The organism is Actinomadura sp. GC306, from assembly GCF_004348665.1.
Taxonomy (GTDB): Bacteria; Actinomycetota; Actinomycetes; order Streptosporangiales; family Streptosporangiaceae; genus Spirillospora.
Window position 1 is genome coordinate 1 of sequence record NZ_SMKM01000078.1, and the last position, 24,731, is coordinate 24,731.

Below are 24,731 nucleotides of genomic sequence, written 5' to 3' on the forward strand. Positions count from 1 at the left end.
CCCTCATTCCGGCCCCCTCATTCCGGCCCCCTCATTCCGGTCGGCGCTCTCGGGCGGCCCGGAGGGCGGCGGCGAACCCCCGGTGCAGGTGCTGCGGGGCGGGCTCGTTGCGCCCGAACACGACCGTGTCCAGCAGGCCGCTCCGGACGCCGGGCTCCGTGCGGGCCGCGACCCAGAAGTCCTCGCCGTCCACGACGGTCTCGCAGATCCACGGCGCCATCTCCACGGCCTTCGCCCGCTCCTCCTCGCTCAGGCCGGGCCGCAGGTACGCCGTGTGGACGACCTCGGACGACGCCGCGTCGACCGGCAGGATCTGCCAGAGCTCGATGTGCCGGCTGTCCAGGGTGAGGCTGGTGTTGGGGAAGAGCGCGTACTGGTAGCTGAAGTGCCGGCTGACGTCGCCCCAGTCCTCCTCCGGCACGTCCCGCAGCTCGTCGATCGACCGCAGCGCCGAGCAGTTGCGCAGGTGCGGGCCGAGCGCGTCGAAGGTCAGCACGCCGCCGTGGGCGTAGGTCGCCAGCGTCCGCCGGTGCAGGACGTTGAAGTGGTAGTTTTCCCGGAAGGTGTCCAGCGTGACCTTCCAATTGGCGGCGACCCGGTGGACGTGCGGCTCGCCGTGCGGCTCCCAGTCGGCGAAGCCGAGCATGGCGAGCTCGCCCGCGAGCTCCGGTCCGAGGTAGTCGTCGACGTCGGGGACGGGCCCCGGCCGGAGCCGGCCGATGACCAGCCCGTAGCCCTCCGCGACGGGCAGCTCGACCAGCCCCTTGTCCGCCAGGCACATCCCCTCGAACGCCTCGCCGAACGGGACGCGGTCGAGGCGGCCGGCGAGGTCGTAGGTCCAGCCGTGGAAGGGGCAGGTGAGCCGCTTGGCCCTGCCCGCGCCGTCGGCGACCCGCACCCCGCGGTGCCGGCAGGCGTTCGCCATCGCCCGCACCCGCCCCCCGGCGTCCCGGGTGAGCAGGACCGGGACGCCGCACAGGTCGACGGTCCAGTAGGTCCCCGGCTCCGGCAGCGCGCCCGACAGGCAGAGGACCAGCGGCCGGTCGCGGAACAGGACCTCGACCTCCTCGGCGTGGCTCTCCGGCGAGTAGCCCCCGGTCGGCAGTTCCAGCACCCCGGCGGCGAGGTCGGTCGTGCGGTGCTCGATGTGGTCGAGCAACCGGCGGGCGAGGCTGCGGTCCAGGGCTTCCTTGTCCACGGCTGGCTCCGGCTATCCATGAGAGTGAATGCTTGCTCTTCTCGATACGAGAACCGTATTCTCACCATTATGCAGAAGACAAGCTTTGTGGTAGATGCGGATTCTCACTGGTGCGAGCACCCGGACCTCTTCACGAGCATCGCGCCGGCCTCCATCCGCGACCGGGTGCCCAGGGTGGAGGAGGTAGACGGCCAGAAGATGTGGGTCTTCGACGGCCGGCCGATGGGGCGCTTCAGCGCCGGCGGCGTCGTCGCGCGCGACGGCTCAAAGGCGGCCGCCGACCTCGCGCTGCACCACTGGGACCACGAGGAGATCCACCGCGGAGCGTGGGACCCGGAGGTCCGCCTGCAGGTGATGGACGAGTCCGGCATCGACGCGCAGGTCGTCTTCCCCAGCACGATCGGCCTCGGCGGCCAGGGCTTCAGCGCGGCGAGCGACCGCGACCTCGGCCGGCGGACGATCGAGCTCTACAACGACCGGCAGGCGCAGATCCAGGAGGAGTCCGGCGACCGGCTGCTGCCGCTGCCGCTCATGCCCGCCTGGGACGTCGCCGCGTGCGTCGCCGAGGCCCGCCGCGTCGGCGCGCTCGGGGCGCGCGGCATCAACATGACCTCCGACCCGCAGGACCTCGGCGGCCCCGACCTCGCCGACCGCGCCTGGGATCCGTTCTGGGAGGCGTGCACCGAGCTGCGGCTCCCGGTGCACTTCCACATCGGCGCGAGCGTCACCGCGATGACGTTCTACGGCAAGTACGCCTGGCCTTCGCACTCCCCCGACACCAAGCTCGCGCTCGGCGGCACGCTGCTGTTCATCGGCAACGCGCGGGTCGTGGCCAACGTGATCGTCTCCGGCATGTTCGACCGGCACCCCGACCTGAAGATCGTTTCGGTGGAGAGCGGCTGCGGGTGGATCCCCTTCATCCTCGAAGCGCTCGACTACGAGATGGCCGAGAACGCGCCCGGCGACATAGCGAAGCTCAAGAAGGCGCCGTCGGAGTACTTCCGCAGCAACCTCTACGCGACGTACTGGTTCGAGTCGAACCGGGACCGGCTGCCCGCGCTCATCGACGCGGTCGGCGAGGACTCGGTCATGTTCGAGACCGACTTCCCGCACCCCACCTGCCTGTACCCGGACCCGCTCGCCTCCGTGGAGGGGAAGATGGCCGGGCTGTCGGACGAGGTGCGCGCCAAGATCCTCGGCGAGAACGCCCGCGCGCTGTACCGGCTCTGAGGCGCTGAGGGCTCTGAAGCTCTGCCGGCTCCGCGGCGGCCCGCCCGTCAGGTGCCGTTGGACGAGCGGAGCAGCGCGACCCCGCGCAGCAGCTCGGTGGTCCCCTCCCCGGCGTCCGGGGCGGCGGCCGCGGCGAGCGCCTGCGCCTTGAACGCCCGCGCCGCCAGGCTGAGCCGGTGCCGCACCGCGCCCGCCCCCTCGCCCGGCTCCGCCGGCGGCGGGTGCCCCCAGGTCCACACCCGGTCCATGTCGTCGACGGCGTCGTGCACCATCCGCCGCACCCGGGGATCGGAGTCGTACAGCTCCGCGTGGACGGCGACGGCCTGCGACCGCGGGCCCCGGACCGGCGCGGCGAGCACCGGCTCCAGGCTCGCCACGCGGGCCCCGAGGATCCGCAGCGGCCGCGGGTCGGCGTGGTCGGACCGCAGCACCGTGACGTCCCAGCCGGCCATCCCCTGGTCGAACAGCCAGCCGCCGGTGAACCGCACCACCTCGGTCACGCTCGGCGTGACCACGACCAGCCGGGGCCTCAGCGTGCGCCGGACGGCGCGGCGAGCCGCCGGGCGAGCGAGTCGGTGTACTCCCTGCACGCCTCGGCCAGCGGAATCGAAGGGTCGAGCAGCCATGATGTCTCTATCCCGTTGAGGAACGCCATGATCTCCACGGCCTTGACGGCCGGGTCCAGATCGGTGCGGTACCGGCCGTCGCGCTGGCCGCGCCGGATGCTCCCCGCGACGACGTGCAGCGAGAACCGGTAGCGGTCGAGGAACCGGTCGTGCAGCGGCGCCCCGGGGGCGAGGCTCTCCGCGAGCAGCACAACGTACATCCCGATCAGCTCGGGGTTGTGCTGGAGCCGCTCGGCGTACTTGCGCAGCTCCGTCACGACGTCGCCGAAGGCGTCGGTGTTCTCGGCGTCGTAGCTGTCGCGGGCGTCCAGGACCGCGTGGAGCAGTTTCTCCTTCGACTCGAAGTGGTGCAGCAGGCCCGCCGGGGTGACCCCGGCCTCGCGGGCGATCCGGCCGAGCGTGGTGCCGCGCGACCCGTGCCGGGTCAGCAGGCGCTGCGCCACCGCCAGGATCCGCTGCCGGCGGTCCTCGCCCTTCGCGAGGAGCGCGGCGTACGGCCGTTGAGCGGACACGCGGCCCCCTTCCGAAAACCTACTGAATGCATGGTAGGTCGACGGCGGGGGTGTGACAAGGGTCACCCTCACCCCTTTGCTTACAGCGGCGTGGAGGTCTCGGCAAGGACCATCTTGCGCCGCGCGACGAGTCCGCGCGGGTCGTTCCAGCCGAGCACCCCGACGACCCTGCCGTCCCGCCGGTAGGCGGCGACGAATTTCCGGCCGGCGGGGTCCCCGGACAGGACGGCCGGCTCGGCGTCCGGCGGGAAGACGCCGTACGCCTGGATGCGGGTGTCGTACTGGTCGGTCCAGAAGTACGGCACGGAGTCGAACGAGCGTCGCTCGCCGAGGATCTCCGCCGCCACGGCCCTGCCCTGCTCGGTGGCGTTCTGCCGGTGCTCCACGCGCATCCGCACGCCGAAGCGGGGGTGGTGCCAGGAGGCGGCGTCCCCGGCGGCGTACACCCCGGGGGCCGCCCGGCAGTGGGCGTCGCACTCCACCCCGTCGCCGAGCGGCAGGCCCGAGCCCGCCAGCCAGCCGGTCGCCGGGGCGGCCCCCACCGCGACGACGACGAGGTCGGCGGGCAGCCGCGAGCCGTCCGCCAGCTCGACGGCGGCCACCCGGCCCGCGGCCGTGACGAACCGGGAGACGCCGACGCCGGTCCGCAGCTCCGCGCCGTGGTCGCGGTGCAGCCGGCCGACCAGTTCCCCGATCCGGGGGCCGAACTGCCGCTGCATCGGGACGGGCAGGGGGTCGACCAGCGTGACCCGCACGCCCATCCGGCGGGCCGCCGCGGTCACCTCGCAGCCGAGGAAGCCGGCCCCGACGACGACCGTCCGCGGCCCGGCGAGCAGCCGCCCGCGGAGGCGGAGCGCGTCGTCGAGGGTGCGCAGGTGGTGCACGCCGGCGAGGTCGCCGCCGGGCAGGCGGCGGGGCGCCGCGCCGGTGGCGATCACCAGGGCGTCGTAGGGCAGGCGGTCGCCGCCGTCCAGCCGGACCGTGCGCCCGGCGGTGTCGAGGCCGGTCGCCCGCCGCCCGAGGAGCCACTGCGCGCCGAGCCCGTCGAGCGCCTCCGCGTCGCGCAGTTCCGCCCGCCTCGGCTCCCAGGCGCCGGTGAGGATCTGCTTGGACAGCGGCGGCCGGTCGTAGGGGCGGTGCGGCTCGTCCCCGACCAGCGTCAGCGCCCCGTCGTACCCCTTCTCGCGCAGCGCCTCCGCGGCGGTCAGGCCCGCGGCCGAGGCGCCGACGATCACGATCCGCGCGGGCACGGGCGTCACTCCCGGACCGTGATGGCCCGCGAGGGGCACAGCGACACGGCCAGCCGCACCCCGGCGGCCAGTTCCGCGGGCGGCTCCCGCAGCAGCAGCTCGACCAGGCCGTCCTCGTCGCGCTGGCCGAACACCTCCGGGGAGGTGATGGCGCACTGCCCGGCGGCGATGCAGACGTCCCGGTCGACGCTCACCTTCATCAAGCGCTCACCCTCATGAAGCGTCGGCCGTCAGGAGTTCGCCACGGCGGCCGCCACGGCGGCCTGCGCGCGGGCGTGGTAGGCCTTGAGCTTCTCGGCGGGTTCGATGATCTGGTGGCTGCGGGAGCGGATCGACACGTCGTGGCCCTCGGCCGCCCCGCGCAGCGCCCCGACCGTGGCCTGCTCGCGCGGGACGTGGGCGAACGGGTCGAAGGAGTACCAGCGCATCGCGTTCTCGTGGGTCATCTTGCGGGTGTCCTCGTCGGGCACCGACTCGCGCTCCAGGACCTCGTGCAGCTCCTCGGGGGCGTTCGGCCACATCGAGTCGCTGTGCGGGTAGTCGGCCTCCCAGCAGATGTTGTCGATCCCGATGTCGTGCCGCAGCCGCACCCCGAGCGGGTCGCTGATGAAGCAGGTCAGGAAGTGCTCGCGGAACACCTCGCTGGGCAGCCGGCCGCCGAAGTCCTGCAGCGTCCAGGTCGCGTGCATCTCGAACGTGCGGTCCACCCGCTCCAGGAAGTAGGGGATCCATCCGGTGCCGCCCTCCGACAGCGCGATGCGGATGTCGGGGAAGTTCTTGATGACCCGGGACCACAGCAGGTCCGCCGCGGCCGACACGATGTTCATCGGCTGCAGGGTGATCATCACGTCCGGCGGGCCGTCGGCCGCCGGCACCGCCAGCCGCCCCGACGACCCGATGTGCACGTTCAGCACGGTCCCGGTGTCGCACAGCGCCCGCCAGAGCGGGTCCCAGTGCTCGCTGTGGAAGCTCGGGTAGCCCATCGCGGCGGGGTTCTCGGTGAAGGTCAGCGAATGGCAGCCCTTGGCGGCGACCCGGCGGACCTCCTCGGCGCACAGCTCCGGATCCCAGATCGCCGGCAGCGCCATCGGGATGAACCGCCCCGGGTAGGCGGCGCACCACTCGTCGATGTGCCAGTCGTTGTAGGCCCGCACCAGCGCCATCGAGAAGTCGGAGTCCTCGGTGGCGAACAGCCGCGCGGCGAAGCCGGGGAAGGACGGGAAGTTCATCGACGCCAGGATCCCGCCCGCGTTCATGTCCTTCACGCGCTCGTGCACGTCGTAGCAGCCGGGGCGGATCTCGTCCAGGCCCTGGGGCTCCAGCCCGTACTCCTCCTTCGGCCGCCCCGCGACCGCGTTCAGCGCGACGTTGGGCATCACCGCGCCCCGGAACGTCCACACGTCGGTGCCGTCGTCGCGGTGCACCAGCCGGGGCGCCTCGGCCCGGTACCGCTCCGGCAGGTGGTTCACGAACATGTCCGGCGGCTCGACGATGTGGTCGTCGACGCTGATCAGAATCAGGTCGTCCTTCTGCATGACCGTCTCCTAGAGTCCGGGACCCGACGGTAAGGAAACTATCTTCTCGCTCGGTGAGAATCAAGCATTCACAACTTGCGAACGGTGCGAGGTAACGCTTCGCGCATCGACCGGCTAAACGAGGGGATATCATTCTTCGACAAGGTGAACAGACATCTCGCGATCGTCCACGAGACGCGATCAAGAGCCGGGTGCGCACCGGGCGTCCGGCGGTGAGGTTTTGATGTGACCCAGAACGACCTGGCCGCGACGGCCCCGAACGAGGAGCCCGTCTGGAAGCGGCGCGCCGTCGAGCGGTCGACGCGGGCGGTGAAGCTGCGCGCCGAGCAGAAGGTCCAGCGCTTCCTGGACGCCGCGCAGGCGATCATCACGGAGAAGGGCACCACCGACTTCACCGTGCAGGAGGTCGTCGACCGGTCCCGGCAGTCGCTGCGCAGCTTCTACCAGCACTTCGACGGCAAGCACGAGCTGCTGCTCGCCCTGTTCGAGGACGCGCTGCGCCGCTCCACCGACCAGATCCGCACCGCCGCCGCCGGCCCCGCCGACCCGCGCGAGCGGCTCCGGATCGCCGTGCGGCTGCTGTTCGAGCTGTCGCGGCCCGACCCGTCCACCGAGCACCCGCTGTTCAGCGAGTTCGCCCCGCAGCTGATGATGTCGCACCCGAACGAGGTCGCGATCGCGCACGCGCCGCTGCTCGCGCTGTTCACCGAGCTGCTGGCCGGGATGGAGGACGCCGGCCGGCTGCGCCCCGGCGTCCGGCCCAGGCGCGCGGCCGCGCTGGTCATGCAGACGACCATGTTCATCGCCCGGTCGCACTCCGCGTCCGGGGAGAACGCCCACCCGCTCACCGCCGACGAGCTCTGGGACTTCTGCGTCGCGGGGATCGCCGGGCAGGTCCGTCAGGACTGATCCGCCGGGACCGGCCCGCCAGGACCGACCCGTCAGGAGTGCGGGGCCTCGAACTCCCGCAGCAGCGCGCGGCGCAGCAGCTTCCCGGTGTCGGTCTTCGGCAGCTCGCTCCGGAACACGACGGTGTCGGGGGTCTTGGCGGAGCGCAGCCGCTCCCGCACCCACCGCCGGACGTCCTCCGGGTCCGGGGCCGGTCCGCCGGTGCCCACGACGACGGCGACGATCCGCTGCCCCCACTCGGTGTCGGGGACGCCCAGCACCGCCGCCTCCGCTACCGCCGGGTGCGCCAGCAGGACGTCCTCGATCTCGGCGGGCGCGATGTTCTCGCCGCCCCGGATGATCGTGTCGTCGGCCCGGCCCTCGACGAACAGGTAGCCGGCCGCGTCCAGCCGCCCCCGGTCGCGGGTGGCGAACCAGCCGTCCGCGTCCAGGGCTGTCCGGCCGCCGTACTCGCCGGCGACCTGGTCGCCCCGCACGAACACCAGCCCGGTCTCGCCCGGCGCGGCGGGCTCGCCGTCGGCGCCGCGGATCTGCAGCTCCACCCCGGGCAGCGCCCGGCCGACCGACCCGAGCCGGGCCCGCTCCGCCGGATCGGCCGAGGCGAGGGCGGCGCGGTGGTCGCGGGGGCCGAGGACGGTCACCGACGAGGCGGTCTCCGTCAGCCCGTACGCGTTGACGAAACCGGTCTCCGGGAAGATCTCCAGGGCGCGTTCGAGGACGGGCAGCGGCGTCCGGGCGCCCCCGTAGGCCAGGGTGCGCAGCGTCGGCGTCCCGGCGTCGCCGCCGGACACCTCGGCGACGATCCGCGCCAGCATCGTGGGCACCACCAGCGAGTGGGTGATGCGCTCCCGCCGGACCGTCGCCAGCCACTCCGCCGGGTCGAACGCCGCCAGGTAGACGACCCGGCGGCCGGTGTAGACGTTCGTCAGCAGGTTCGCCAGGCCCGCGATGTGGTACGGCGGGACGGCGACCAGCGCCGCCTCGTCCTCGTCCGCCGAGCCGAACTCCAGCGTGTTGAGGATGTACGCCATCAGGTGCCGGTGCCGCAGCACCGCGGGCTTCGGCTCCGACGTCGTGCCGCTGGTATACAGGATCACCGCTACGGCGTCGCCGTCCGCCGGCGCGGCCGGCGGCTCCGGGTCCGCGTCGGCCGCCGCCGCCGGATCGACCAGCTCGTCGAGGTCGCCGGGGCGCAGGACCAGGGCGCCCGGATGCCGCTCCAGCAGCCCGGTGAGCTGCCGGTCGCCGAGCCGGTAGTTGAGGGGGACGAACGGGACGCCGGCGAGCGCCGCGCCGAACAGCGCCACCGGGTACGCCAGGTGGTTGGGCGCCAGGGAGAGCACGGCCGGGTGGCCCCGGAAGCGCCGGGCGGCGGCGCCCGCGAGGGTGAGGACCTCGGACGCCTTCAGCGAGCGGCCGTCCGCCGTCACCGCCGTCCGGTCCCCGGCCGAGACCGCCATCTCCAGGGTCATCGCGATGTTCAAGGTGAACGCTCCGTCAGCGGGGGTGCTCCATCAGCGCCAACGCCGCGTCGGCGGCGGCCAACACCGTACCCGGCGCCGCTCCGGCGGCCTCCGCCAGGGCGGCCACGAGCCGGGCGTCCTTCTGCAGCAGCGGCCCGGCGAGGGCGGCCAGGTGCTCCAGGGTGCCGCCGGCGCGGGCGATGCTGCCGAGCGCGAAGCTGTTCCCGCTGCCGTGCGACAGGACGCCGGCGAGCCGGGCGGCGTCGACGCCCAGCGACTCGCCGAGCGCCACCGCCCCCGCGGACGTCGCGAGGTTCGCGGTGAACAGCACGTTGTTGAGCAGCTTGGCGACCTGCCCGGACCCGAGCGGGCCCAGGTGCACGACCGGGTCGGCGTGGGCGGCGAAGACCGGCCGGCACGTCTCGACCGCGGCCGGGTCGCCGCCGGCCATGACGAGCAGGCGCCCCTCCTCCGCCGCCGGGCCGCCGCCGCTCACCGGCGCGTCCACCACGGCGACGCCCCGGGCTGCGGCGGCGTCCGCCAGCCCGCGGCACGTGTCGGGGTGCACGGTGCTGTGCACCGCGATCACCCCGCCCTCCGCCATGCCCGCCAGCACGCCGTCCTCGCCGCGGACGACCTCCGCCACGTCGTCGTCGTTCACGACGCAGACGCAGACCACGTCGCTGGCCGCCGCCAGCTCTGCGGGTGTGCCGGCGACCTTGGCGGGCGTCGCGGCGAACGGCTCCAGCGACGCCGGGCGCCGCGCCCACAGCGTGGTCGGGAAGCCCGCGTCGACGATCCGGCGCGCCATGGGCGCGCCCTGGCTGCCCAGTCCGATGAACCCCACCCGCATCAGCGGCCTCCTGCTCCGTAGGTCCGGTTCGCGCGGCTCAGCCGCCGCTGATCTTGCCCTTGAGCTCGTCGTACCGCATGAGGACGGGGAACCCGGCGACGCTGAACGCATTGCCGTGCCCGGTCTGATGGGTGTCGAAGACCGACTGGACGGCGGCGTAGAAGCCTTGGACGTCGAGGGTCTGGTTGACGGCGCGCTTGGCCTGCCGCAGTGCGAAGGGGTGCATCCGCGCGATCTGCCCGGCCAGTTCCATCGCAGTCGCCTCCAGCTCGTCCAAGGGGACGACGCGGTTGACCATGCCGGCCTTCTCGGCCTCCTCGGCGGTGACGGGCCGGCCGGTGAACAGGATCTCCTTGGCCTTGCGCGGCCCGAGCTCCCAGGTGTGCCCGTGGTACTCCACGCCCCCGATGCCCATGTGCACCACCGGGTCGGAGAACTGCGCGTTCTCCGCCGCCACGATCAGATCGCACGGCCAGCACAGCATCAGCCCGCCCGCGATGCACTTGCCCTGCACCGCCGCGATCGACGGCTTCGGGACGTTGCGCCACCGCAGCGAGTAGCCCAGGTAGCGGCGCGCCTCCACGCCGTAGACGTGCTCCAGGGTGATCTTGTCCGGGACGGGGCCGCCGCCCTTCAGGTCGTGCCCCGCCGAGAAGTGCCTGCCGTTGGCCTTCAGCACGATGACCCGCACGTCGTCATCGGCCTCGGCCCGCGACCACGCGGCGTCGAGATCGTCCAGCAGCGACATGCTCTGCGCGTTGGCCGCCTCGGGGCGGTTCAGCGTGATGACCGCCACCCCGTCCCCGGCCTCGTACAGGATCTGGTCCTTGTGCTCCACCGGCTCTCCTCAGCGGGTTGGCGGGCCGGGCTCATCTGGGCAGTCCGAGGATGCGCTCGGCGATGATGTTGCGCTGGATCTCCGACGTGCCGCCGGCGATCGTCCCGGCGAAGCTGCGCACGTACCGGTCGAACCAGCTGGAGGTGAAGACCTCCAGGTTCATGTGGTTGTAGGGGGCGGTGCGCGCGGGATGGGCGAGCGCGTCCGGCCCGTGCTCCTCGAAGGCGTGCAGGGCGGCGGCCTGCACGGCCTCGGAGCCGAGCAGCTTGAGCACCGAGAGCTCGGCGGGGTCGCGGCCGCCGCCGAGCTGCCGGTACCCGAGCAGGCGGAGGGCCTGCAGGTCCATCTGCAGCGTCGCGTACCACTCGGCGCCGCTCGGCGCGTCCCGGATCAGGTCCTCCATCCGCTCGGCGAAGCTCAGCCACAGCAGGTTCCGCTCGTGCCCGAGCGACCCGTGGGCCACGCGCCAGCCGCCGTTGAGCGGGCCGACCAGGTTCTCGCGCGGCACCCGCGCGCCGGTGAAGAACACCTCGTTGAAGTCGACGTCGTCCTCGCCGACGATCGAGGCGAACGGCCGCCGGGCGACCCCCTCGATACCGGTCGGGACGAGCAGGACGCTGATGCCCTTGTGCTTGGGGGCGGCGGGGTCGGTGCGCACGAACGTCAGCAGGACGTCCGCGTGGTGCGCCCCGGAGGTCCACACCTTCTGCCCGTCCACCACGAAGTGGTCGCCGTCGAGCGTCGCGCGGGTGCGCAGCCCGGCCAGGTCGGACCCGGCGCCCGGCTCGCTCATGCCGAGCGCGGCGGTGATCTCCGCGCGCAGGATCGGGACGGCCCACCGCCGCTTCTGCTCCTCGGTCCCGAAGCTGAGGATCGAGGCCGCGATGATGCCGAGGCCCTGCGGGTTGAAGCTGTGGTAGATGCGGCGCCGCGACAGCTCCTCCAGGTGGGCGAGCTGCTGCGGCAGGGTCGCGTTCCGCCCGCCGTACTCGGGCGGGTTGCCGGGCAGCAGCCAGCCCGCGTCGAACAGGGTGCGCTGCCAGCGGCGGGCCCATTGCGGCACGTCCGCGCTGGACCGCGGCCGGTCGGCGGCCTCGGCCTCGGCCGGCAGGTGCGCGTCGAGGAAGGCGGCGAACTCGGCGCGGAAGCGCTCCAGCCCGGGGTCGGCGGCCAGTCTCATGAGAGCAGCGCCCTTCTGTGCACCGATGCCGTGCCGAGCAGCAGGTCGCACGCCTTCGCCCGCTTGAGGTGGACCTGCAGCTCGTGCTCCCAGGTGAAGCCCATCGCGCCGAAGAGCTGCAGGCCGCCGGCGAACACGACCCGCTGGCACTCCCCCGCGGCGGCCTTGGCCATCGCGGCGGCCCGGCCGCGGCGCGGGTCGTCCTCGGCGATGGTGAGGGCCGCGAAGTAGGCCAGCACCCGGGCCCGCTCGATCGCCACGTGCATGTCGGCGGCCCGGTGCTTGACGGCCTGGAACGAGCCGATCGGGACGCCGAACTGGACCCGCTGCTTCACGTGCTCGACGGCCAGGTCCAGGATGCGCCGGCAGCTGCCGACCGCGGAGATCGCCAGGCCCGTCAGCGTCAGGTCCGGGACGCCGGCCACCAGGCCGGGCGCGTCCACGTGCGCCAGGTGCAGGGCTTCGGCGAACGTGGCGGCGCGCCGGGCCCGGACGTCGGCGCCCTTCACCACGGTCACGCCGTCCCGGGTCAGCAGCGCGATCTCGTCGGCGCGGTCGGCGTCCAGGACGTACCGCCCGGTCCCGTCGCACACCCCCGTGCCCGACCCCTCGGGGAGCCGGCCGGCGAGCGGCGCGAACCAGGTCGCCGTGGCGAGGAAGGGCGTCGGGTCGGCGGCGTAGGCGAGCTCCTCCAGGACGATGGCGAGCTCCACGGGCGGGGCCTCCAGCCAGCCGAGCTCCCGGTACTCCTTCCAGAGCCGGTCCTCGGGGAGCGACCGCGACCGGGCGACCGTCTCGCGGACCATCCGCTGGAGGAGCCGCTGGTCCTCGTCGAACTCGAACTCCACGTCGGATATCCCTTCCGGACGCCGGGCGCCCGTCAGAGCTTCGCCCGGTCCTTCTTGCGCGTGACCGGCGCGGCGAGCTGCTGCTCGTCGCAGATCTTCTGCAGCCTGGCGAGGGTCTCGTCCAGGCCGGGGCCGAGCCGCTCACCGGGGGTGAAGGTCGCCGGGAGGTGCCGCATGCCGTTGATCACGCCGACCGTGTCGTAGTGGACGGTGCCGTCGGGGTCGCACACGTAGTCGGGCATCCGGTCGAGCACCTGGACGAGCATCCGCTTGAACATCGTGCGCGCCAGGTTCGAGCCGATGCAGCGGTGGATGCCGAGGCCGAAGCTGTTGTGCCGGTTGTTCTTGCGGGCCAGGTCGAGCTTGAAGGGGTCGGGGAAGGCCGACGGGTCCTTGTTGGCCATCGCCCATGACAGCCACAGCCGCTCGCCCTCCTTGAAGCGCACGCCGGCGACCTCGCAGTCCTGGGAGAACGTCCGCCCGTCGCCGACGGCCGGGTTGAAGTAGCGCAGGAACTCCTCGGTCGCCGAGGCGAGCAGGGTGTCGCGCTCGCGGCTCAGCCGGGCGCGCTCGTCCGGGTTCTCCGACAGCCATTCCAGCGCGTGCGCGCTTAGCGCCGTGGTGGTGTCGAACCCGCCGCCGATGAGCAGGGCCAGCACGCCGCGGGCGTCCTCGTCGGACGGCTTCTGCCCGCCGATGTCGGCGTTGACGACCGCGTCGACGAGGCCCGGCCGGGGGTTCGCCTTGATCTCCTGCATCTGCTCGACGAGGTTGACCATCATCGCGATGTGCATCTCGATGACCCGCTCCATGTCGGGCGAGTCCGGCGGCGTGTAGATCGCGGCGTGGGAGGGCTCGTTGTAGACGATCCAGTTCTTGAGCGGGATGCCCATCATCGCCATCGTCAGGACGGCCGGGACGATGTTGACGAAGTCCTCGACGAAGTCGATGCTCCCCTGCTCGATCCGCTCGTCCAGCGTGGCCCGCACGATCTCGTCGATCACCGGGACCCAGCGCTGCACCGCGGCCGGGGACAGGTAGGGGTTGAGCGCCTGCCGGTAGTAGCGCTGCTCGGGCGGGTCCATCTCCAGGAAGCCGCCGCGTCCCGACCGCTTGGGCGAGGGGATGGAGATGCCCCTGTACCCGCGCCGCTCGCCGTGGATGTCGTGGTCGTTGGAGAGCACGTCGGCGCGGGTGGCGAGCTCGAACACCTCGCGGGCCCCGGCGGCGACCCAGTGCCCGCCGTGGGTGTCGGACCAGGCGATGGGGCACGCGGCATGCATCTCCTGGGTGATCTCGTCGAAACGTTCGCGGTAGTCCGGGGCGTGCTTGTCGAACGAGTACCGGGCCTTCTTGCGATCGGCGTCGTTGACGACGTCATCCGTGCTCACGGCGCTTGTCCCTCCCGCAGGGTTGGGGCTGGTGCGAGACCCACAGGTGATCTCTAGAACGTGGAAATGGCCCGTTCGGGGCAGGTGTTGACGGCCTCGGCGACCTTCGCCCGCAGCTCGGGCGGGACGTCCTCCCGGATGACCGTCGCGTGGCCGTCGATCTCACTGGGCTCGAAGACCTCGGGGGCGATGATGGAGCAGAGCGTGTGGCCCTGGCAGCGCTGCGAGTCGACCCGCACCTTCACGGTGTCCTCCCCTGTCGCGATCGCGTCGGTGTTCTTCATCCGGCCGCTCACACCCGGTATCCGTGCCACCGGAGGTAGCCGCCGGCGTCGACCCGCATCTGCATGCCGGTGACGAAGCCGGCCTCGTCCGAGGCCAGGAAGACCACGGCCTTGCTGATCTCCTCGGGCTCGATGTAGGGGACCTTCATCGCCTGCTGGACGTAGAAGGCCGGTTCGGCGTCCTCGCGGGTCGGGTTCTCCAGGTCGGGCCGGAACGAGCGGTACATCGGCTCGCTCTGCAGCATGGGGGTGTTGCAGTTCGTCGGGTGCACGACGTTGGCGCGGATGCCGCGCGGCGCGAGGTTGGTCGCCAGCTCGTGGACGTACTCCGCCAGCGCGCGCTTGGTGTAGGCGTAGCCGGTGCCACCGGGGTTCGCGCCGGGCTGCTGGCCCTGCCCCATGGTCTGGGGCATGAGCGCGGCGGCCGACCCGGTCGCGATGATGGACGCGCCCTCCCGCAGATGCGGGATGGCGGCCTGGATGGCGTTGATCGTCCCGATGAGGTTGACGTCGACGACGTCGATCCACGCCTGCATCGGCGGCTCGCCCCGCAGCGGCGCGATGCCCGCCTGGGCCACGACGACGTCGACCTTGCCGAGTTCGGCGATGCCCTGCTCCAGCGCCTCGCGCAGCGCGGCGGCGTCGCGGACGTCGGCCTGCACCGGCACGCAGCGCCGGCCCTGCTCCTCGACCAGGCGGGCGGTCTCCTTGAGGTCGTCGGGGCTCGCCATGGCGTAGCCGACCGTCGCGTAGTCCTGGCACCGGTCGACCGCGATGACGTCGGCGCCCTCCTCCGCCAGGCGTACGGCGTGGCTGCGGCCCTGCCCGCGTCCCGCACCGGTGATGAAGGCGACCTTGCCCTGAACACGTCCCATGCGCGCTGTCCTTCCTCGTCTCAACCGACGGCCGGCGGGAGCTAGGCGGCGTTCCGGCGGGAGCCCGGGCGCGGCGGCCCGGTACGGAAACATCCCTTCCCTGAGCGAGAACCATACTCTCGCAAGGCCATCCCGCGGAAGCCCCAACCTGAGAACTAAGTCGGGATCTTGATTTACAAAATAGGAGAATGTAGTTTCCACACCACGAGCGGAGGAGGCCGGGATGGGATCTCAGGACACGGCGGCGCGGGTCGCGCACGCCCGCGGGACGGACGGGGCCCGCACCGTGCGGGCCGCCGGGCGGCGCCTGCTCATCGACGGGCGGCTGGTGGACACCGAACGCAGGCTCACCTCGCTGAACCCCGCCACCGGCGAGGTGCTCGGGGACGCTCCCGACGCGGCGCCCGCCGACGCCGACGCGGCGGTCGCCGCCGCCCGCCGCGCGTTCGACACCTCGGCCTGGGCGACGGACGTCCCGCTGCGGATCCGCTGCCTGAACCAGCTGCACCAGGCGCTGAGCGACCACCGCGAGGAGCTGCGGGAGCTGACGATCGCCGAGGTCGGCGCGCCCCGCCCGCTGACCCAGGGCCCGCACCTGGACGAGGCCATCGAGATCATCCGGTACTACGCCGACCTGCTGGCGGAGTACCCGCTGACCGAGGAGCTGGGCGAGATCGAGTCGCGCGGCCGCCGCCACCGCCGCTGGGTGGAGAAGGAGGCCGCGGGCGTGGTCGCCGCGATCGTGGCCTACAACTTCCCCAACCAGCTCGCGCTGGCCAAGCTCGGCCCCGCGCTCGCCGCCGGATGCACGATCGTGCTGAAGGCCGCCCCGGACACGCCGCTGATCACGCTCGCGCTGGGCGAGCTGATCGCCGAGCACACCGACATCCCGCCCGGCGTGGTCAACGTCCTGTCCTCCTCCGAGGTCGCGGTCGGCGAGGTGCTCAGCACCCACCCCGACGTCGACATGGTCACCTTCACCGGCTCCACCGCCACCGGCAGGAAGATCATGGAGGCCGCCGGCCGCACGGTGAAGAAGGTCTTCCTCGAACTGGGCGGCAAGTCGGCCATGGTCCTGCTCGACGACGCCGACTTCGGCACCGCCGCGATGTTCGCCGGGTTCATGGTCTGCTCGCACGCGGGCCAGGGCTGCGCGATCACCACCCGGCTGCTCGTGCCCGCCGATCAGCACGACGCCGTCGCCGAGCAGGTCGCGGCGGTCATGGCCGGCGTGCCGTACGGCGACCCGGCCGATCCGAAGAACTTCATGGGGCCGCTGATCAGCGAGCGCCAGCGCGACAAGGTGGACGCCATGGTGCAGCGGGCGGTCGCGGACGGCGCCCGGCTGGTGACCGGCGGAAAGCGCGTCGATCCGGGCTTCTTCTACACCCCCACCCTGCTCGCAGGCGTCGACCCCGACAGCGAGATCGCCCAAGAGGAGGTCTTCGGGCCCGTCCTGGCCGTCATCCCCTACGAGGACGAGGACGACGCCGTCCGCATCGCCAACAACTCGATCTACGGCCTGTCGGGGGCGGTGCTCAGCGCGAGCGACGAGCGCGCCATCGGCGTGGCCCGCCGGATCCGCAGCGGCACCTTCAGCATCAACGGCGGCAACTACTTCTCCCCCGACGCGCCGTTCGGCGGCTACAAGCAGTCCGGGATCGGCCGCGAGATGGGCAGGGCCGGCCTGGAGGAGTTCCTGGAGACCAAGACCTTCGCGACGGTGGTCGCGTGAGGCCCCTCGAAGGCGTCCGCGTCCTGGAGGTCGCGATGTACGGCTTCGTCCCGTCGGCGGGCGCCGTGCTCGCCGACTGGGGCGCCGACGTCGTCAAGGTCGAGCACGCCGTCACCGGCGACCCGCAGCGCGGGCTGCGCCGCACCGGCACCATGGTCGTCGAGGACGACCCGAACCCCAACATCGAGCACGCCAACCGGGGCAAGCGCAGCATCGGCCTGCACATGGGGCGTCCCGAGGGCATGGAGGTCCTGCTCGACCTCGCGCGGCGCGCGGACGTGTTCCTGACCAGCTTCCTGCCCGGCGCCCGGCAGCGGTTCGGCATCGACGTGGACGACATCCGCAAGGTGAACCCGGACATCGTCTACGCGCGCGGCAGCGCCCTCGGCCCGCGCGGGGCCGAGGCCGAGCGCGGCGGCTACGACATGACGGCGTTCTGGGCCCGGGGCTCCACCGCCGCCAGCCTCACCCCCGCCGGCGTCGAGGGCATGGTGCCTCCGCCCGGTCCCGCCTACGGCGACACCATCTCCGGCACCAACCTCGCCGGCGGGATCGCGGCGGCCCTGCTCAAGCGCGAGCGCACCGGCGAGCCGTCCGTCGTGGACGTCTCCCTGCTCGGCAGCGGCGTCTGGTCGATGGGGCACGGGATCGCGGTGTCACTGCGGCTCGGGCGGCCGATCGAGGCCGGTCCGCTGGGCGCGCACGGCTCGCCGCACAACCCGCTCACCGGCCTGTACCGCACCGCCGACGGCCGCTACCTGAGCCTGGTCATGCTGCAGCCGGCGAAGTTCTGGGCGGACGTGTGCGAGCACATCGGCCGGCCGGAGCTGGCCGCCGACCCCCGCTTCGCGACCGCCGAGCTGATCGCCGCCAACACCGCCGAGGCCGTGGAGATCCTCCGCGAGGCGATCGCCGCCCGCACCCTGGCCGAGTGGACCGAGCGCTTCGCGACCCTCGCGGGGCCGTGGGCCCCCGTCCAGGACTCCCTCCAGGTCGGCGACGACGCCCAGGTGCGGGCCAACGACTACATCGTCCGCGCCGGGGAGCTGGAGCTGGCCGCCAGCCCGGTCCAGTTTGACGTCACCGCCCCCGCCCTCGGCCCGGCGCCCGAGTTCGCCGCCCAGACCGAGGAGATCCTCCTCGAACTGGGGCTGGACTGGGAGCGCATCATCGCCCTGAAGGACGCCGGCGCCGTCTCCTGACCGGGGACCCCGGCCTTGAGCCCGCCTGGAGCACCCGTGCCCGACCTGTGGAAGGACCTGCTCGGCTGCCTCGACCTGCACGCCCCGCGGGACGGCGGCGCCGCCGCGCCGGCGGTGTTCGAGGGCCGCAACCAGGCGCTCTCCTACCACCGGCTGTTCGGCGGGCAGCTGCTCGCGCAGTGCGTCCGCGCCGCGTCCCTGGTCTGCCCGCGCAAGGCCGTGAAGTCGCTGCACGTCCTGTTCCCCCGGCCGGGCGACTCCGCCGAGCCCGTCCGGTACGAGGTCGAGCGCCATCACGAGGGCCGCTCGTTCGCCACGCTGGCGATCACGGCCCGGCAGCGGGCGGGAGTCATCGCCACCGCCTCGGTGTCGATGCACACCCCCGAGGAGGGGCCCGGCCGCCAGTCGGCCGCCGCCGTCCCCGCCGTCCCCGGGCCGGAGCGCGGCGTCCGGTTCGACCTGCTGCCCTTCGAGACGAGGTCGGCCGCCGACCTGGACGACCCGGGCGCCGCGGCGGCCGAGTTCGAGCTCTGGATGCGCACCCCGGCGGCCGAGCCCGCGCTGGCGCCCGCCCTGGCCGCCTACGCGACCGACCTCACCCTCATCGGGACGGCGCTGCGCCCGGTCGACGGCGTCTCCCAGCGCGACGCGGGCCGGGCCTTCACCTCCGGCGTCACCTCGCACACCGTGTGGTTCCACCGGCCGTTCCGCACGGACGCGTGGCTGCTGCTCCGCCAGCACAGCCCGGTCACGGCGCACGGCCGCTGCTTCGGCCGGGGCGACGTCCTCACCGCGGACGGTTCGCTGGCCGCCTCCTACGCCCAGGAGGCGCTGCTGCGCTTCACCCCCCGCCGCGGCGGGCGGTGACCGTCACCGCACGCCGGCGTCGACGGTGATCGCGTGCTCCGGGCACTGGCTCCCCGCCCGTTCCACGAGCCCGGCGAGCCGCTCGGGGACCGGGCCGGCCACCGCCTCGGAGTGGCCGTCGTCCGCCACCGCCCCGGCCCGGGCCGGCGGGGCGCCCGCACAGCTGCCCGGGCGGCGGCGCCGGCCGGGCCGCCGGCGGTGGGCGGGCCCGGTCACAGCGCGGCCAGGACCTCCTCCGCCGACGCCACCTCGCCGAGGAGGCCGAAGGTCGCGATGGTCGCCTCGTGCGCCTCCCGGGTCGCGGCGGCGCAGGCGTCCTCCACCACGATCACCCGGTAGCCGAGGTCGCCGGCGTACCGGCCGGCGCTCTCGACGGAGATGTTCGTGGCGACGCCGAACAGCACCACCGTGTCGACACCGGCCGCGCGCAGGCGCTCGTCGAGGTCGCTGCGGGCGAACGGGCTCACCCTGGTGTTGGTGAGGACCCAGTCGTCCTCCCGGGGCGCGAGCTCGCCGATGATCTCGGTGGCCGGGGTGCCGTCGAGCAGGAGCTGCTGCTCGCCGACCAGGCCGAGGAGCGGGATGTTGGGCTCCAGGTCGGTGTGCCCCTCCTGGAAGGCGATGCGCAGGTGGGCGACCGGGACCCCGGCCCCGCGGGCGCCGGCGACCAGCCGCTCGGCCACGCCGATCACGCCGCGCCGCTCGATCTCGGCGCGGAAGAAGGAGGCGAAGGCCCCGTCGGCGCCGACGATCTCGTTCTGCCAGTGGCAGGCGAGGAACGCGGTGGTGGAGGTGTTGAGCTCCATGGTGATGCCTCCTGGTCGGGCTGGTCAGGCGCGGGCGATGATGGACGCGCCGATGTCGGCGATGTCGCGCTCGGCGGTGAACGGGTTGGACAGGAACACGCTGAGCGTGTCCACGCCGGACTCCAGCATCAGCTGGGCCTTCTCCTGCAGGTCGTCGGGCGAGCCGTACAGGCACCAGTAGTCGACGAGCTGCTTGGTGATGATCGGGCGGTGCCGCGGGTCGAGGCCGCGCAGGTACTTGGCCCACACCTCCAGGTAGTGCGGCTGGTCGGGGTCGTCCGGGTCGCCGAGGTAGGCCATCGCGGCCCTGGTGGACGCCTCGACGATGTCCTCGCCGAGCTCGTCGGCGTGTTCGCGCATGAGGCCGGAGTTGGTGATGCAGGAGCTGATCGGGCCGGAACCGAACCCGTTGGTGATGCCGTCCTCCCAGGTCTCCCCGTCGCGGAGCTGGTAGAACCAGGACAGCGAGATCAGCTTCACCGACCCGGGCGGGCGGCCGGCCTCCGCGACGGCCGTGTCCAGCTCCCGGCGGATCAGCTTGATCATGTCGGGGTTCGGGCCGAGGCAGTAGATGACCGCGTCGGCGTACCTCCCGGCGAGCTTGAGGCCCTTCGGGCCGCCGCAGGCCATCCAGATCGGCACGTCACCGGGGTTGTAGAAGCCGGACTCGGTGTCGAGGAACTCCAGTTCGCGGCTCTCGCCGAGCCAGTCGTGCCAGACCCGCTCGCCGCCGAGCAGCCCGCGGGAGACGCGCACGTGCTCGCCGAGCTCCTTCATGGTGGCGGTGCGGTGCCCCATGGAGCGCAGCGCGTTGTTGGCCGTGCCGATGCCGAGGAAGGTGCGGCCGGGCGCGATCGCGTTGAGGGTCGCCATCGAGTTGGCGGTCACCGGGGCGATGCGGGTGAGCGGGTTGGTCACCATCGTCCCGAGCTGGATGGTGGACGTCTGCGTGGCCGCCAGGGCCATGAACTGGTACGGGTCGCTGAACAGCAGCGGCCCCTCGCCGACGCCGAAGTGCGTCACCCCGAGGTCCTCTGCCTGGCGCACCATGCCGACCTGATCGATCTTGGCGCAGGTGCCGATGACGAAGTCCATGTGTCTCCTACAGTTCGGGCCGTCATTGGCCTACTAGCGTTCCAGTGAACCAAGTACAGATGTGACGGTCAACACAGCACCGCCATCCGGCCCACCGTCTCCTTAGCGAGAAGTCAGTGATCAACGTATGTTTCCACCAGCGTATCCGCAGGTACGCTCCTTGGTATCAGAGAGTTGCGCGGAAGAAAACTAGAATGCTAGTTCTGAAGGCGGGTACCTGTCCCCGGCAGGCCGCCCGTCCACGAGGCCGCCCCGCCACGAGAACCATCGAGGTCCCCATGAACGCAGAACTCCCGGCACCGCTGTTCGAGCCGTTCCCCGGCGACGGCTCCGGGTTCGACACCGACGTCGTGGTCGTCGGCCTCGGGCCGGCCGGCGGCGTCGCGGCGGCGGCACTGGCCACCTACGGGGTGCGGGTGCACGCGGTCACGGCCTTCCCCTGGGTCGCCAACGGGCCCCGCGCGCACATCACCAACCAGCGGGCCGTGGAGGTGCTGCGCGACCTCGGCCTGGAGGACGAGGCACGCGCGCGGGCGACCCCCTGGGACCGGATGGGCGACACCCTCTTCACCACCAGCCTGGCGGGCGAGGAGATCATCCGGATGCAGACCTGGGGCACCGGCGACCTGCGCCACGGCGACTACGTCCAGGGCAGCCCGTCCCCCATGCTGGACCTGCCGCAGCCGCTCCTGGAGCCGCTGCTGATCGACGCGGCGGCCACCCGCGGCGCGATCGTCAGCTTCAACACCGAGTACCTCGACCACGTCCAGGACGAGGACGGCGTCACCGTCCGCCTCCGCGACGGCCGCACCGGTCGGGAGTTCACCCAGCGGGCCCGCTACCTGCTCGGCTTCGACGGCGCCCGCTCACGCATCGTCGAGCAGCTCGGCCTGCCGCTGGAGGGCGAGCTGGCGCGGGCCGGCACCGCCTACATCCGGTTCCGCGCCGACCTGTCCCGCTACACCGCGCACCGGCCGAGCATCCTGTACTGGGTCTTCAACTCCAAGGCGGGCTTCGGCGAGATCGGGATGGGCCTGCTGCGCGCCATCCGGCCGTGGGAGGAGTGGATCGCCGGGTGGGGCTTCGACATGGCCGCCGGCGAGCCGGACCTCGCCGACGAGAAGGTCACCGAGCAGATCCGCACCCTCGTCGGCGACCCCGGCATCGAGATCGAGATCCTCACGAAGTCGCTGTGGTACGTCAACCAGCAGCACGCCACCCGCTACTCCCGGGGCCGGGTGTTCTGCGGCGGCGACGCCGTCCACCGCCACCCGCCCAGCAGCGGCCTCGGCTCCAACACCTCCATGCAGGACGCGTTCAACCTCGCCTGGAAGATCGCCTACGCGGTGAAGGGCTACGCCGGCCCCGGCCTGCTGGAGACCTACTCCGCCGAGCGGGTGCCCGTCGGCGCGCAGGTCGTCGCCCGCGCCAACCAGTCCCGCAAGGACTACGCCGGCCTGCGCGAGTGGTTCGACCACGACGCCGACGACCCGGTCGCCGCCGGGCTGGCCCGGCTCAAGGCCGACACCCCGGAGGGACGCGCGCTGCGCGAGCGGCTCTACGAGGGCCTGGAGCTGAAGAACACCGAGTTCAACGCGCACGGCGTGGAGCTGAACCAGCGGTACGCGTCCGACGCCGTCATTCCCGACCCCGCCGCCGGCGAGGAGGAGTGGCCCCGGCACCCCGAGCTGTACCTGCAGGCCACCACCCGCCCCGGCGCCAAGATCCCGCACGCCTGGCTGGTGGACGGCGGCGGCCACCGCGTCTCCACCCTCGACGTCACCGGCAAGGGCATGATGACCGTCCTCACCGGGCTCAGCGGCACCGCGTGGAAGCGCGCCGCCGAGAAGCTCGACCTGCCGTTCCTGCGCACCGTCGTCGTCGGCGAGCCCGGGACGGCCGACCCCTACGGCTACTGGCGGCGCGTCCGCGAGGTGCCCGAGGCGGGCGCGCTGCTCGTCCGCCCCGACGGCTACATCGCCTGGCGGCACGACGCCGAGGTGCGGGACGACGACGCGGCCATGGCACTGCTGGAGCAGGCGCTGTGCACCGTCCTCGACCGCCCGAACCGGCGGCGCGCCGACGGTGCCCCGCCCGGCGGCGCCCGGCAGCAGTACAGCACCCGCGCCGTCGACATCGCCGTCCCGATGCACACGCCCGACCGGCCCTGAGACCACCCGGAGGATCACATGACGTCCCGTCCCTACACCAGCGTCTGGAGCGACCTGGCCCAGGTGGAGTTCAGCCAGGGCTACCTCCAGGCCGGCCCGTACCGCACGCGCTACCTGCACGCGGGCGACGACTCCAAGCCGGTCCTGCTGTTCCTGCACGGCATCACCGGCCACGCCGAGGCGTACGTCCGCAACCTCGCCGCGCACGCCGAGCACTTCTCGGTCTGGGCGATCGACTTCATCGGCCACGGCTACTCCACCAAGCCCGACCACCCGCTGGAGATCCCCCACTACGTGGACCAGCTCAACCACGTCCTGGACACTCTGGGCGTGCGGAGCGCCAACCTCAGCGGCGAGTCCCTCGGCGGCTGGGTGACCGCCCGCTACGCGATCGACCACCCCGACCGCGTCGAGAAGATCGTCCTGAACACCATGGGCGGCACCATGGCCAACCCCAAGGTGATGGAACGCCTCTACACGCTGTCGATGGAGGCGGCCAAGGACCCGTCCTGGGAGCGGGTCAGGGCCCGGCTGGAGTGGCTGATGGCCGACCCGTCCATGGTCACCGACGACCTCGTCCGCACCCGGCAGGCGATCTTCGAGCAGCCCGGCTGGCTCAAGGCGTGCGAGATGAACATGGCGCTGCAGAACATGGAGATCCGCAAGCGCAACATGATCGGCGACGACGACCTGCGCGCGATCGAGGCCGAGGCCCTGGTCATCTGGACCACCAAGGACCCCTCCGGCCCCGTCGACGAGGGGCGGCGGATCGCGTCCCTGCTGCCGAACGGGCGGCTGGAGGTCATCGAGAACTGCGGCCACTGGCCCCAGTACGAGGACACCCCGACCTTCAACCGGGTCCACCTGGACTTCCTGCTCGGCCGCGCGGACACGGGCGGGCGTCCATGACCCTCGCCCTGCTCGCCACCAGCCACAGCCCGCTGCTGGAGCACGCCGACCTGCCCGCCGAGCTCACCGCGGAACTCGACGCCGCCTTCGCCGAGGCGCGCCGCTTCGTGCGGGACTTCGACCCCGACCTCATCGTCAGCATCGCGCCCGACCACTACAACGGGTTCTTCTACCGGCTCATGCCGCCGTTCTGCATCGGGTACGCCGCCGAGAGCATCGGCGACTACGGCAGCCGGGCGGGCCGGCTGGACGTGCCCGAGGACCTCGCCCGCGGCCTCGCCGAAGCCGTGCTGGACGACGGCATCGATGTCGCGGTATCGCTCGACATGCAGGTCGACCACGGCGCCGTCCAGCCGCTGGAGATCGTCTACGGCGACATCGCCGCCAAGCCGGTCGTCCCCGTCTTCGTCAACTCCGTCGCGCCGCCGTTCACCCCGCTGCGGCGGGTCCGGCTGCTGGGCGAGTCGATCGGCCGGCACCTCGGCGGGCTGGCCGGGCGGGTCCTGCTGATCTCCTCCGGCGGGCTCTCCCACGACCCGCCTGTGCCGACCCTCGCCACCGCCACCGCCGAGCAGCGCCGGATGCTGCTCGGCCAGGCCGTCCCGCTCCCGCCGGAGGCGCGCGCCGCCCGGCAGCAGCGGGTCATCGACACCGCCCGCGACTTCGCCGCCGGAACCGCCGCCATCCAGGACCTCGCCCCGGAATGGGACCGGGAGCTGCTGCGCGTCCTCGCCTCGGGCGACCTCACGCCCCTGGACTCCTGGACGCCCGCCGAGATGGCCCGCGCCGCCGGCAACTCGGCCCACGAGGTCCGCACGTGGATCGCCGGATACGCCGCGCTCGGCGCCGCCGGCCCCTACTCCGTCCGGTACCGCTACTACCGGCCCATCCGGGAGCTCATCGCCGGCTTCGCCGTCACCACCGCCGCCCCGGCCTGTCGGTGCCGCCCCCGCC

General features: G+C 72.8%; 25 protein-coding genes. 8 read left to right on the top strand and 17 right to left on the bottom strand.

The window, feature by feature from the left end; genetic code table 11:
* Positions 1-31: 31 nt before the first annotated feature.
* Positions 32-1,198 (bottom strand): SRPBCC family protein, encoded by a 1,167-nt coding sequence (locus E1200_RS13860; protein WP_131952347.1) that lies wholly within the window; start codon positions 1,196-1,198, stop codon positions 32-34.
* 174 nt (positions 1,199-1,372) lie between these two features.
* Between E1200_RS13860 and E1200_RS13865 the strand changes: the two genes are divergently transcribed.
* Positions 1,373-2,428, top strand: coding sequence for an amidohydrolase family protein (locus E1200_RS13865; RefSeq protein WP_207933335.1), 1,056 nt, complete (start codon positions 1,373-1,375; stop codon positions 2,426-2,428).
* A 47-nt stretch (positions 2,429-2,475) separates the two neighbouring features.
* On the opposite strand, the gene E1200_RS13870 is transcribed toward E1200_RS13865, so the two are convergent.
* The 5 genes from E1200_RS13870 to E1200_RS13890 all read right to left on the bottom strand — a co-directional run bounded on the left by E1200_RS13870 (position 2,476) and on the right by E1200_RS13890 (position 6,351).
* Entirely contained in the window at positions 2,476-2,928 is a 453-nt protein-coding gene (locus tag E1200_RS13870; protein ID WP_131952351.1) for a hypothetical protein, read from the bottom strand.
* Positions 2,929-2,957: 29 nt separating this feature from the next.
* A complete protein-coding gene (locus E1200_RS13875) occupies positions 2,958-3,566 on the bottom strand; it encodes a TetR/AcrR family transcriptional regulator (protein ID WP_131952353.1) in 609 nt (202 codons plus the stop codon).
* Positions 3,567-3,646: 80 nt separating this feature from the next.
* On the bottom strand, positions 3,647-4,825 hold the full coding sequence (locus tag E1200_RS13880; protein ID WP_207933336.1) for an FAD-dependent oxidoreductase: 1,179 nt from the start codon (positions 4,823-4,825) through the stop codon (positions 3,647-3,649).
* Entirely contained in the window at positions 4,822-5,016 is a 195-nt protein-coding gene (locus E1200_RS13885) for a ferredoxin (RefSeq protein WP_131952354.1), read from the bottom strand. Before E1200_RS13885 ends, E1200_RS13880 begins: the two co-directional genes overlap by 4 nt.
* A gap of 30 nt (positions 5,017-5,046) precedes the next feature.
* Positions 5,047-6,351 carry an amidohydrolase family protein gene (locus tag E1200_RS13890; RefSeq protein WP_131952355.1) on the bottom strand — a complete coding sequence of 435 codons (1,305 nt, stop codon included), beginning with the start codon at positions 6,349-6,351 and terminating at the stop codon, positions 5,047-5,049.
* 225 nt (positions 6,352-6,576) lie between these two features.
* Between E1200_RS13890 and E1200_RS13895 the strand changes: the two genes are divergently transcribed.
* Positions 6,577-7,260 carry a TetR/AcrR family transcriptional regulator gene (locus E1200_RS13895; protein ID WP_131952356.1) on the top strand — a complete coding sequence of 228 codons (684 nt, stop codon included), beginning with the start codon at positions 6,577-6,579 and terminating at the stop codon, positions 7,258-7,260.
* Between the two features lie 32 nt (positions 7,261-7,292).
* On the opposite strand, the gene E1200_RS13900 is transcribed toward E1200_RS13895, so the two are convergent.
* From E1200_RS13900 to E1200_RS13935, 8 genes are read right to left on the bottom strand one after another with little or no spacing between them, the layout of a single operon-like run.
* Complete coding sequence (locus E1200_RS13900) at positions 7,293-8,744, bottom strand: AMP-binding protein (protein WP_207933337.1); 1,452 nt, start codon at positions 8,742-8,744, stop codon at positions 7,293-7,295.
* 13 nt (positions 8,745-8,757) lie between these two features.
* Positions 8,758-9,576, bottom strand: a complete 819-nt coding sequence (locus E1200_RS13905; RefSeq protein ID WP_131952358.1) for an NAD(P)-dependent oxidoreductase — start codon at positions 9,574-9,576, stop codon at positions 8,758-8,760.
* Positions 9,577-9,613: 37 nt separating this feature from the next.
* On the bottom strand, positions 9,614-10,414 hold the full coding sequence (locus tag E1200_RS13910) for an enoyl-CoA hydratase (RefSeq protein ID WP_207933338.1): 801 nt from the start codon (positions 10,412-10,414) through the stop codon (positions 9,614-9,616).
* Positions 10,415-10,445: 31 nt separating this feature from the next.
* On the bottom strand, positions 10,446-11,594 hold the full coding sequence (locus E1200_RS13915; protein WP_131952360.1) for an acyl-CoA dehydrogenase family protein: 1,149 nt from the start codon (positions 11,592-11,594) through the stop codon (positions 10,446-10,448).
* The gene (locus tag E1200_RS13920) at positions 11,591-12,442 is read right to left on the bottom strand and encodes an acyl-CoA dehydrogenase family protein (RefSeq protein ID WP_131952362.1); all 852 of its coding nucleotides are present in this window, start codon (positions 12,440-12,442) and stop codon (positions 11,591-11,593) included. Before E1200_RS13920 ends, E1200_RS13915 begins: the two co-directional genes overlap by 4 nt.
* A 32-nt stretch (positions 12,443-12,474) precedes the next feature.
* On the bottom strand, positions 12,475-13,833 hold the full coding sequence (locus E1200_RS13925; RefSeq protein ID WP_131952364.1) for a cytochrome P450: 1,359 nt from the start codon (positions 13,831-13,833) through the stop codon (positions 12,475-12,477).
* Positions 13,834-13,886: 53 nt separating this feature from the next.
* Positions 13,887-14,129 carry a ferredoxin gene (locus E1200_RS13930; protein WP_243708544.1) on the bottom strand — a complete coding sequence of 81 codons (243 nt, stop codon included), beginning with the start codon at positions 14,127-14,129 and terminating at the stop codon, positions 13,887-13,889.
* Positions 14,126-14,992, bottom strand: a complete 867-nt coding sequence (locus E1200_RS13935; RefSeq protein ID WP_131952366.1) for a mycofactocin-coupled SDR family oxidoreductase — start codon at positions 14,990-14,992, stop codon at positions 14,126-14,128. The genes E1200_RS13930 and E1200_RS13935 overlap by 4 nt, the downstream gene beginning before the upstream one ends.
* A 223-nt stretch (positions 14,993-15,215) precedes the next feature.
* On the opposite strand from E1200_RS13935, the gene E1200_RS13940 reads away from it, so the two are divergent.
* From E1200_RS13940 to E1200_RS13950, 3 genes are read left to right on the top strand one after another with little or no spacing between them, the layout of a single operon-like run.
* On the top strand, positions 15,216-16,727 hold the full coding sequence (locus tag E1200_RS13940; RefSeq protein WP_131952368.1) for an aldehyde dehydrogenase family protein: 1,512 nt from the start codon (positions 15,216-15,218) through the stop codon (positions 16,725-16,727).
* Positions 16,724-17,929, top strand: a complete 1,206-nt coding sequence (locus tag E1200_RS13945; protein WP_131952369.1) for a CoA transferase — start codon at positions 16,724-16,726, stop codon at positions 17,927-17,929. Before E1200_RS13940 ends, E1200_RS13945 begins: the two co-directional genes overlap by 4 nt.
* A gap of 36 nt (positions 17,930-17,965) precedes the next feature.
* Positions 17,966-18,796 (top strand): acyl-CoA thioesterase domain-containing protein, encoded by an 831-nt coding sequence (locus E1200_RS13950; protein ID WP_131952371.1) that lies wholly within the window; start codon positions 17,966-17,968, stop codon positions 18,794-18,796.
* 3 nt (positions 18,797-18,799) lie between these two features.
* On the opposite strand, the gene E1200_RS13955 is transcribed toward E1200_RS13950, so the two are convergent.
* The 3 genes from E1200_RS13955 to E1200_RS13965 are packed head-to-tail and all read right to left on the bottom strand — an operon-like array spanning position 18,800 to position 20,697.
* Complete coding sequence (locus tag E1200_RS13955; RefSeq protein WP_131952373.1) at positions 18,800-19,012, bottom strand: ferredoxin; 213 nt, start codon at positions 19,010-19,012, stop codon at positions 18,800-18,802.
* Positions 19,009-19,602, bottom strand: coding sequence for an isochorismatase family cysteine hydrolase (locus E1200_RS13960; protein ID WP_131952375.1), 594 nt, complete (start codon positions 19,600-19,602; stop codon positions 19,009-19,011). Before E1200_RS13960 ends, E1200_RS13955 begins: the two co-directional genes overlap by 4 nt.
* A gap of 24 nt (positions 19,603-19,626) precedes the next feature.
* Positions 19,627-20,697, bottom strand: coding sequence for an LLM class flavin-dependent oxidoreductase (locus E1200_RS13965; protein ID WP_131952377.1), 1,071 nt, complete (start codon positions 20,695-20,697; stop codon positions 19,627-19,629).
* A 278-nt stretch (positions 20,698-20,975) separates the two neighbouring features.
* Here E1200_RS13965 and E1200_RS13970 point away from each other — a divergent pair, with 278 nt between their 5' ends.
* The 3 genes from E1200_RS13970 to E1200_RS13980 all read left to right on the top strand — a co-directional run.
* Complete coding sequence (locus tag E1200_RS13970) at positions 20,976-22,868, top strand: FAD-dependent monooxygenase (RefSeq protein WP_131952379.1); 1,893 nt, start codon at positions 20,976-20,978, stop codon at positions 22,866-22,868.
* Between the two features lie 18 nt (positions 22,869-22,886).
* Entirely contained in the window at positions 22,887-23,777 is an 891-nt protein-coding gene (locus E1200_RS13975; protein ID WP_131952381.1) for an alpha/beta hydrolase, read from the top strand.
* A partial coding sequence (locus E1200_RS13980) for a 3-carboxyethylcatechol 2,3-dioxygenase (protein WP_131952383.1) occupies positions 23,774-24,731 on the top strand: 958 nt, incomplete at its 3' end. The genes E1200_RS13975 and E1200_RS13980, both read left to right, overlap by 4 nt.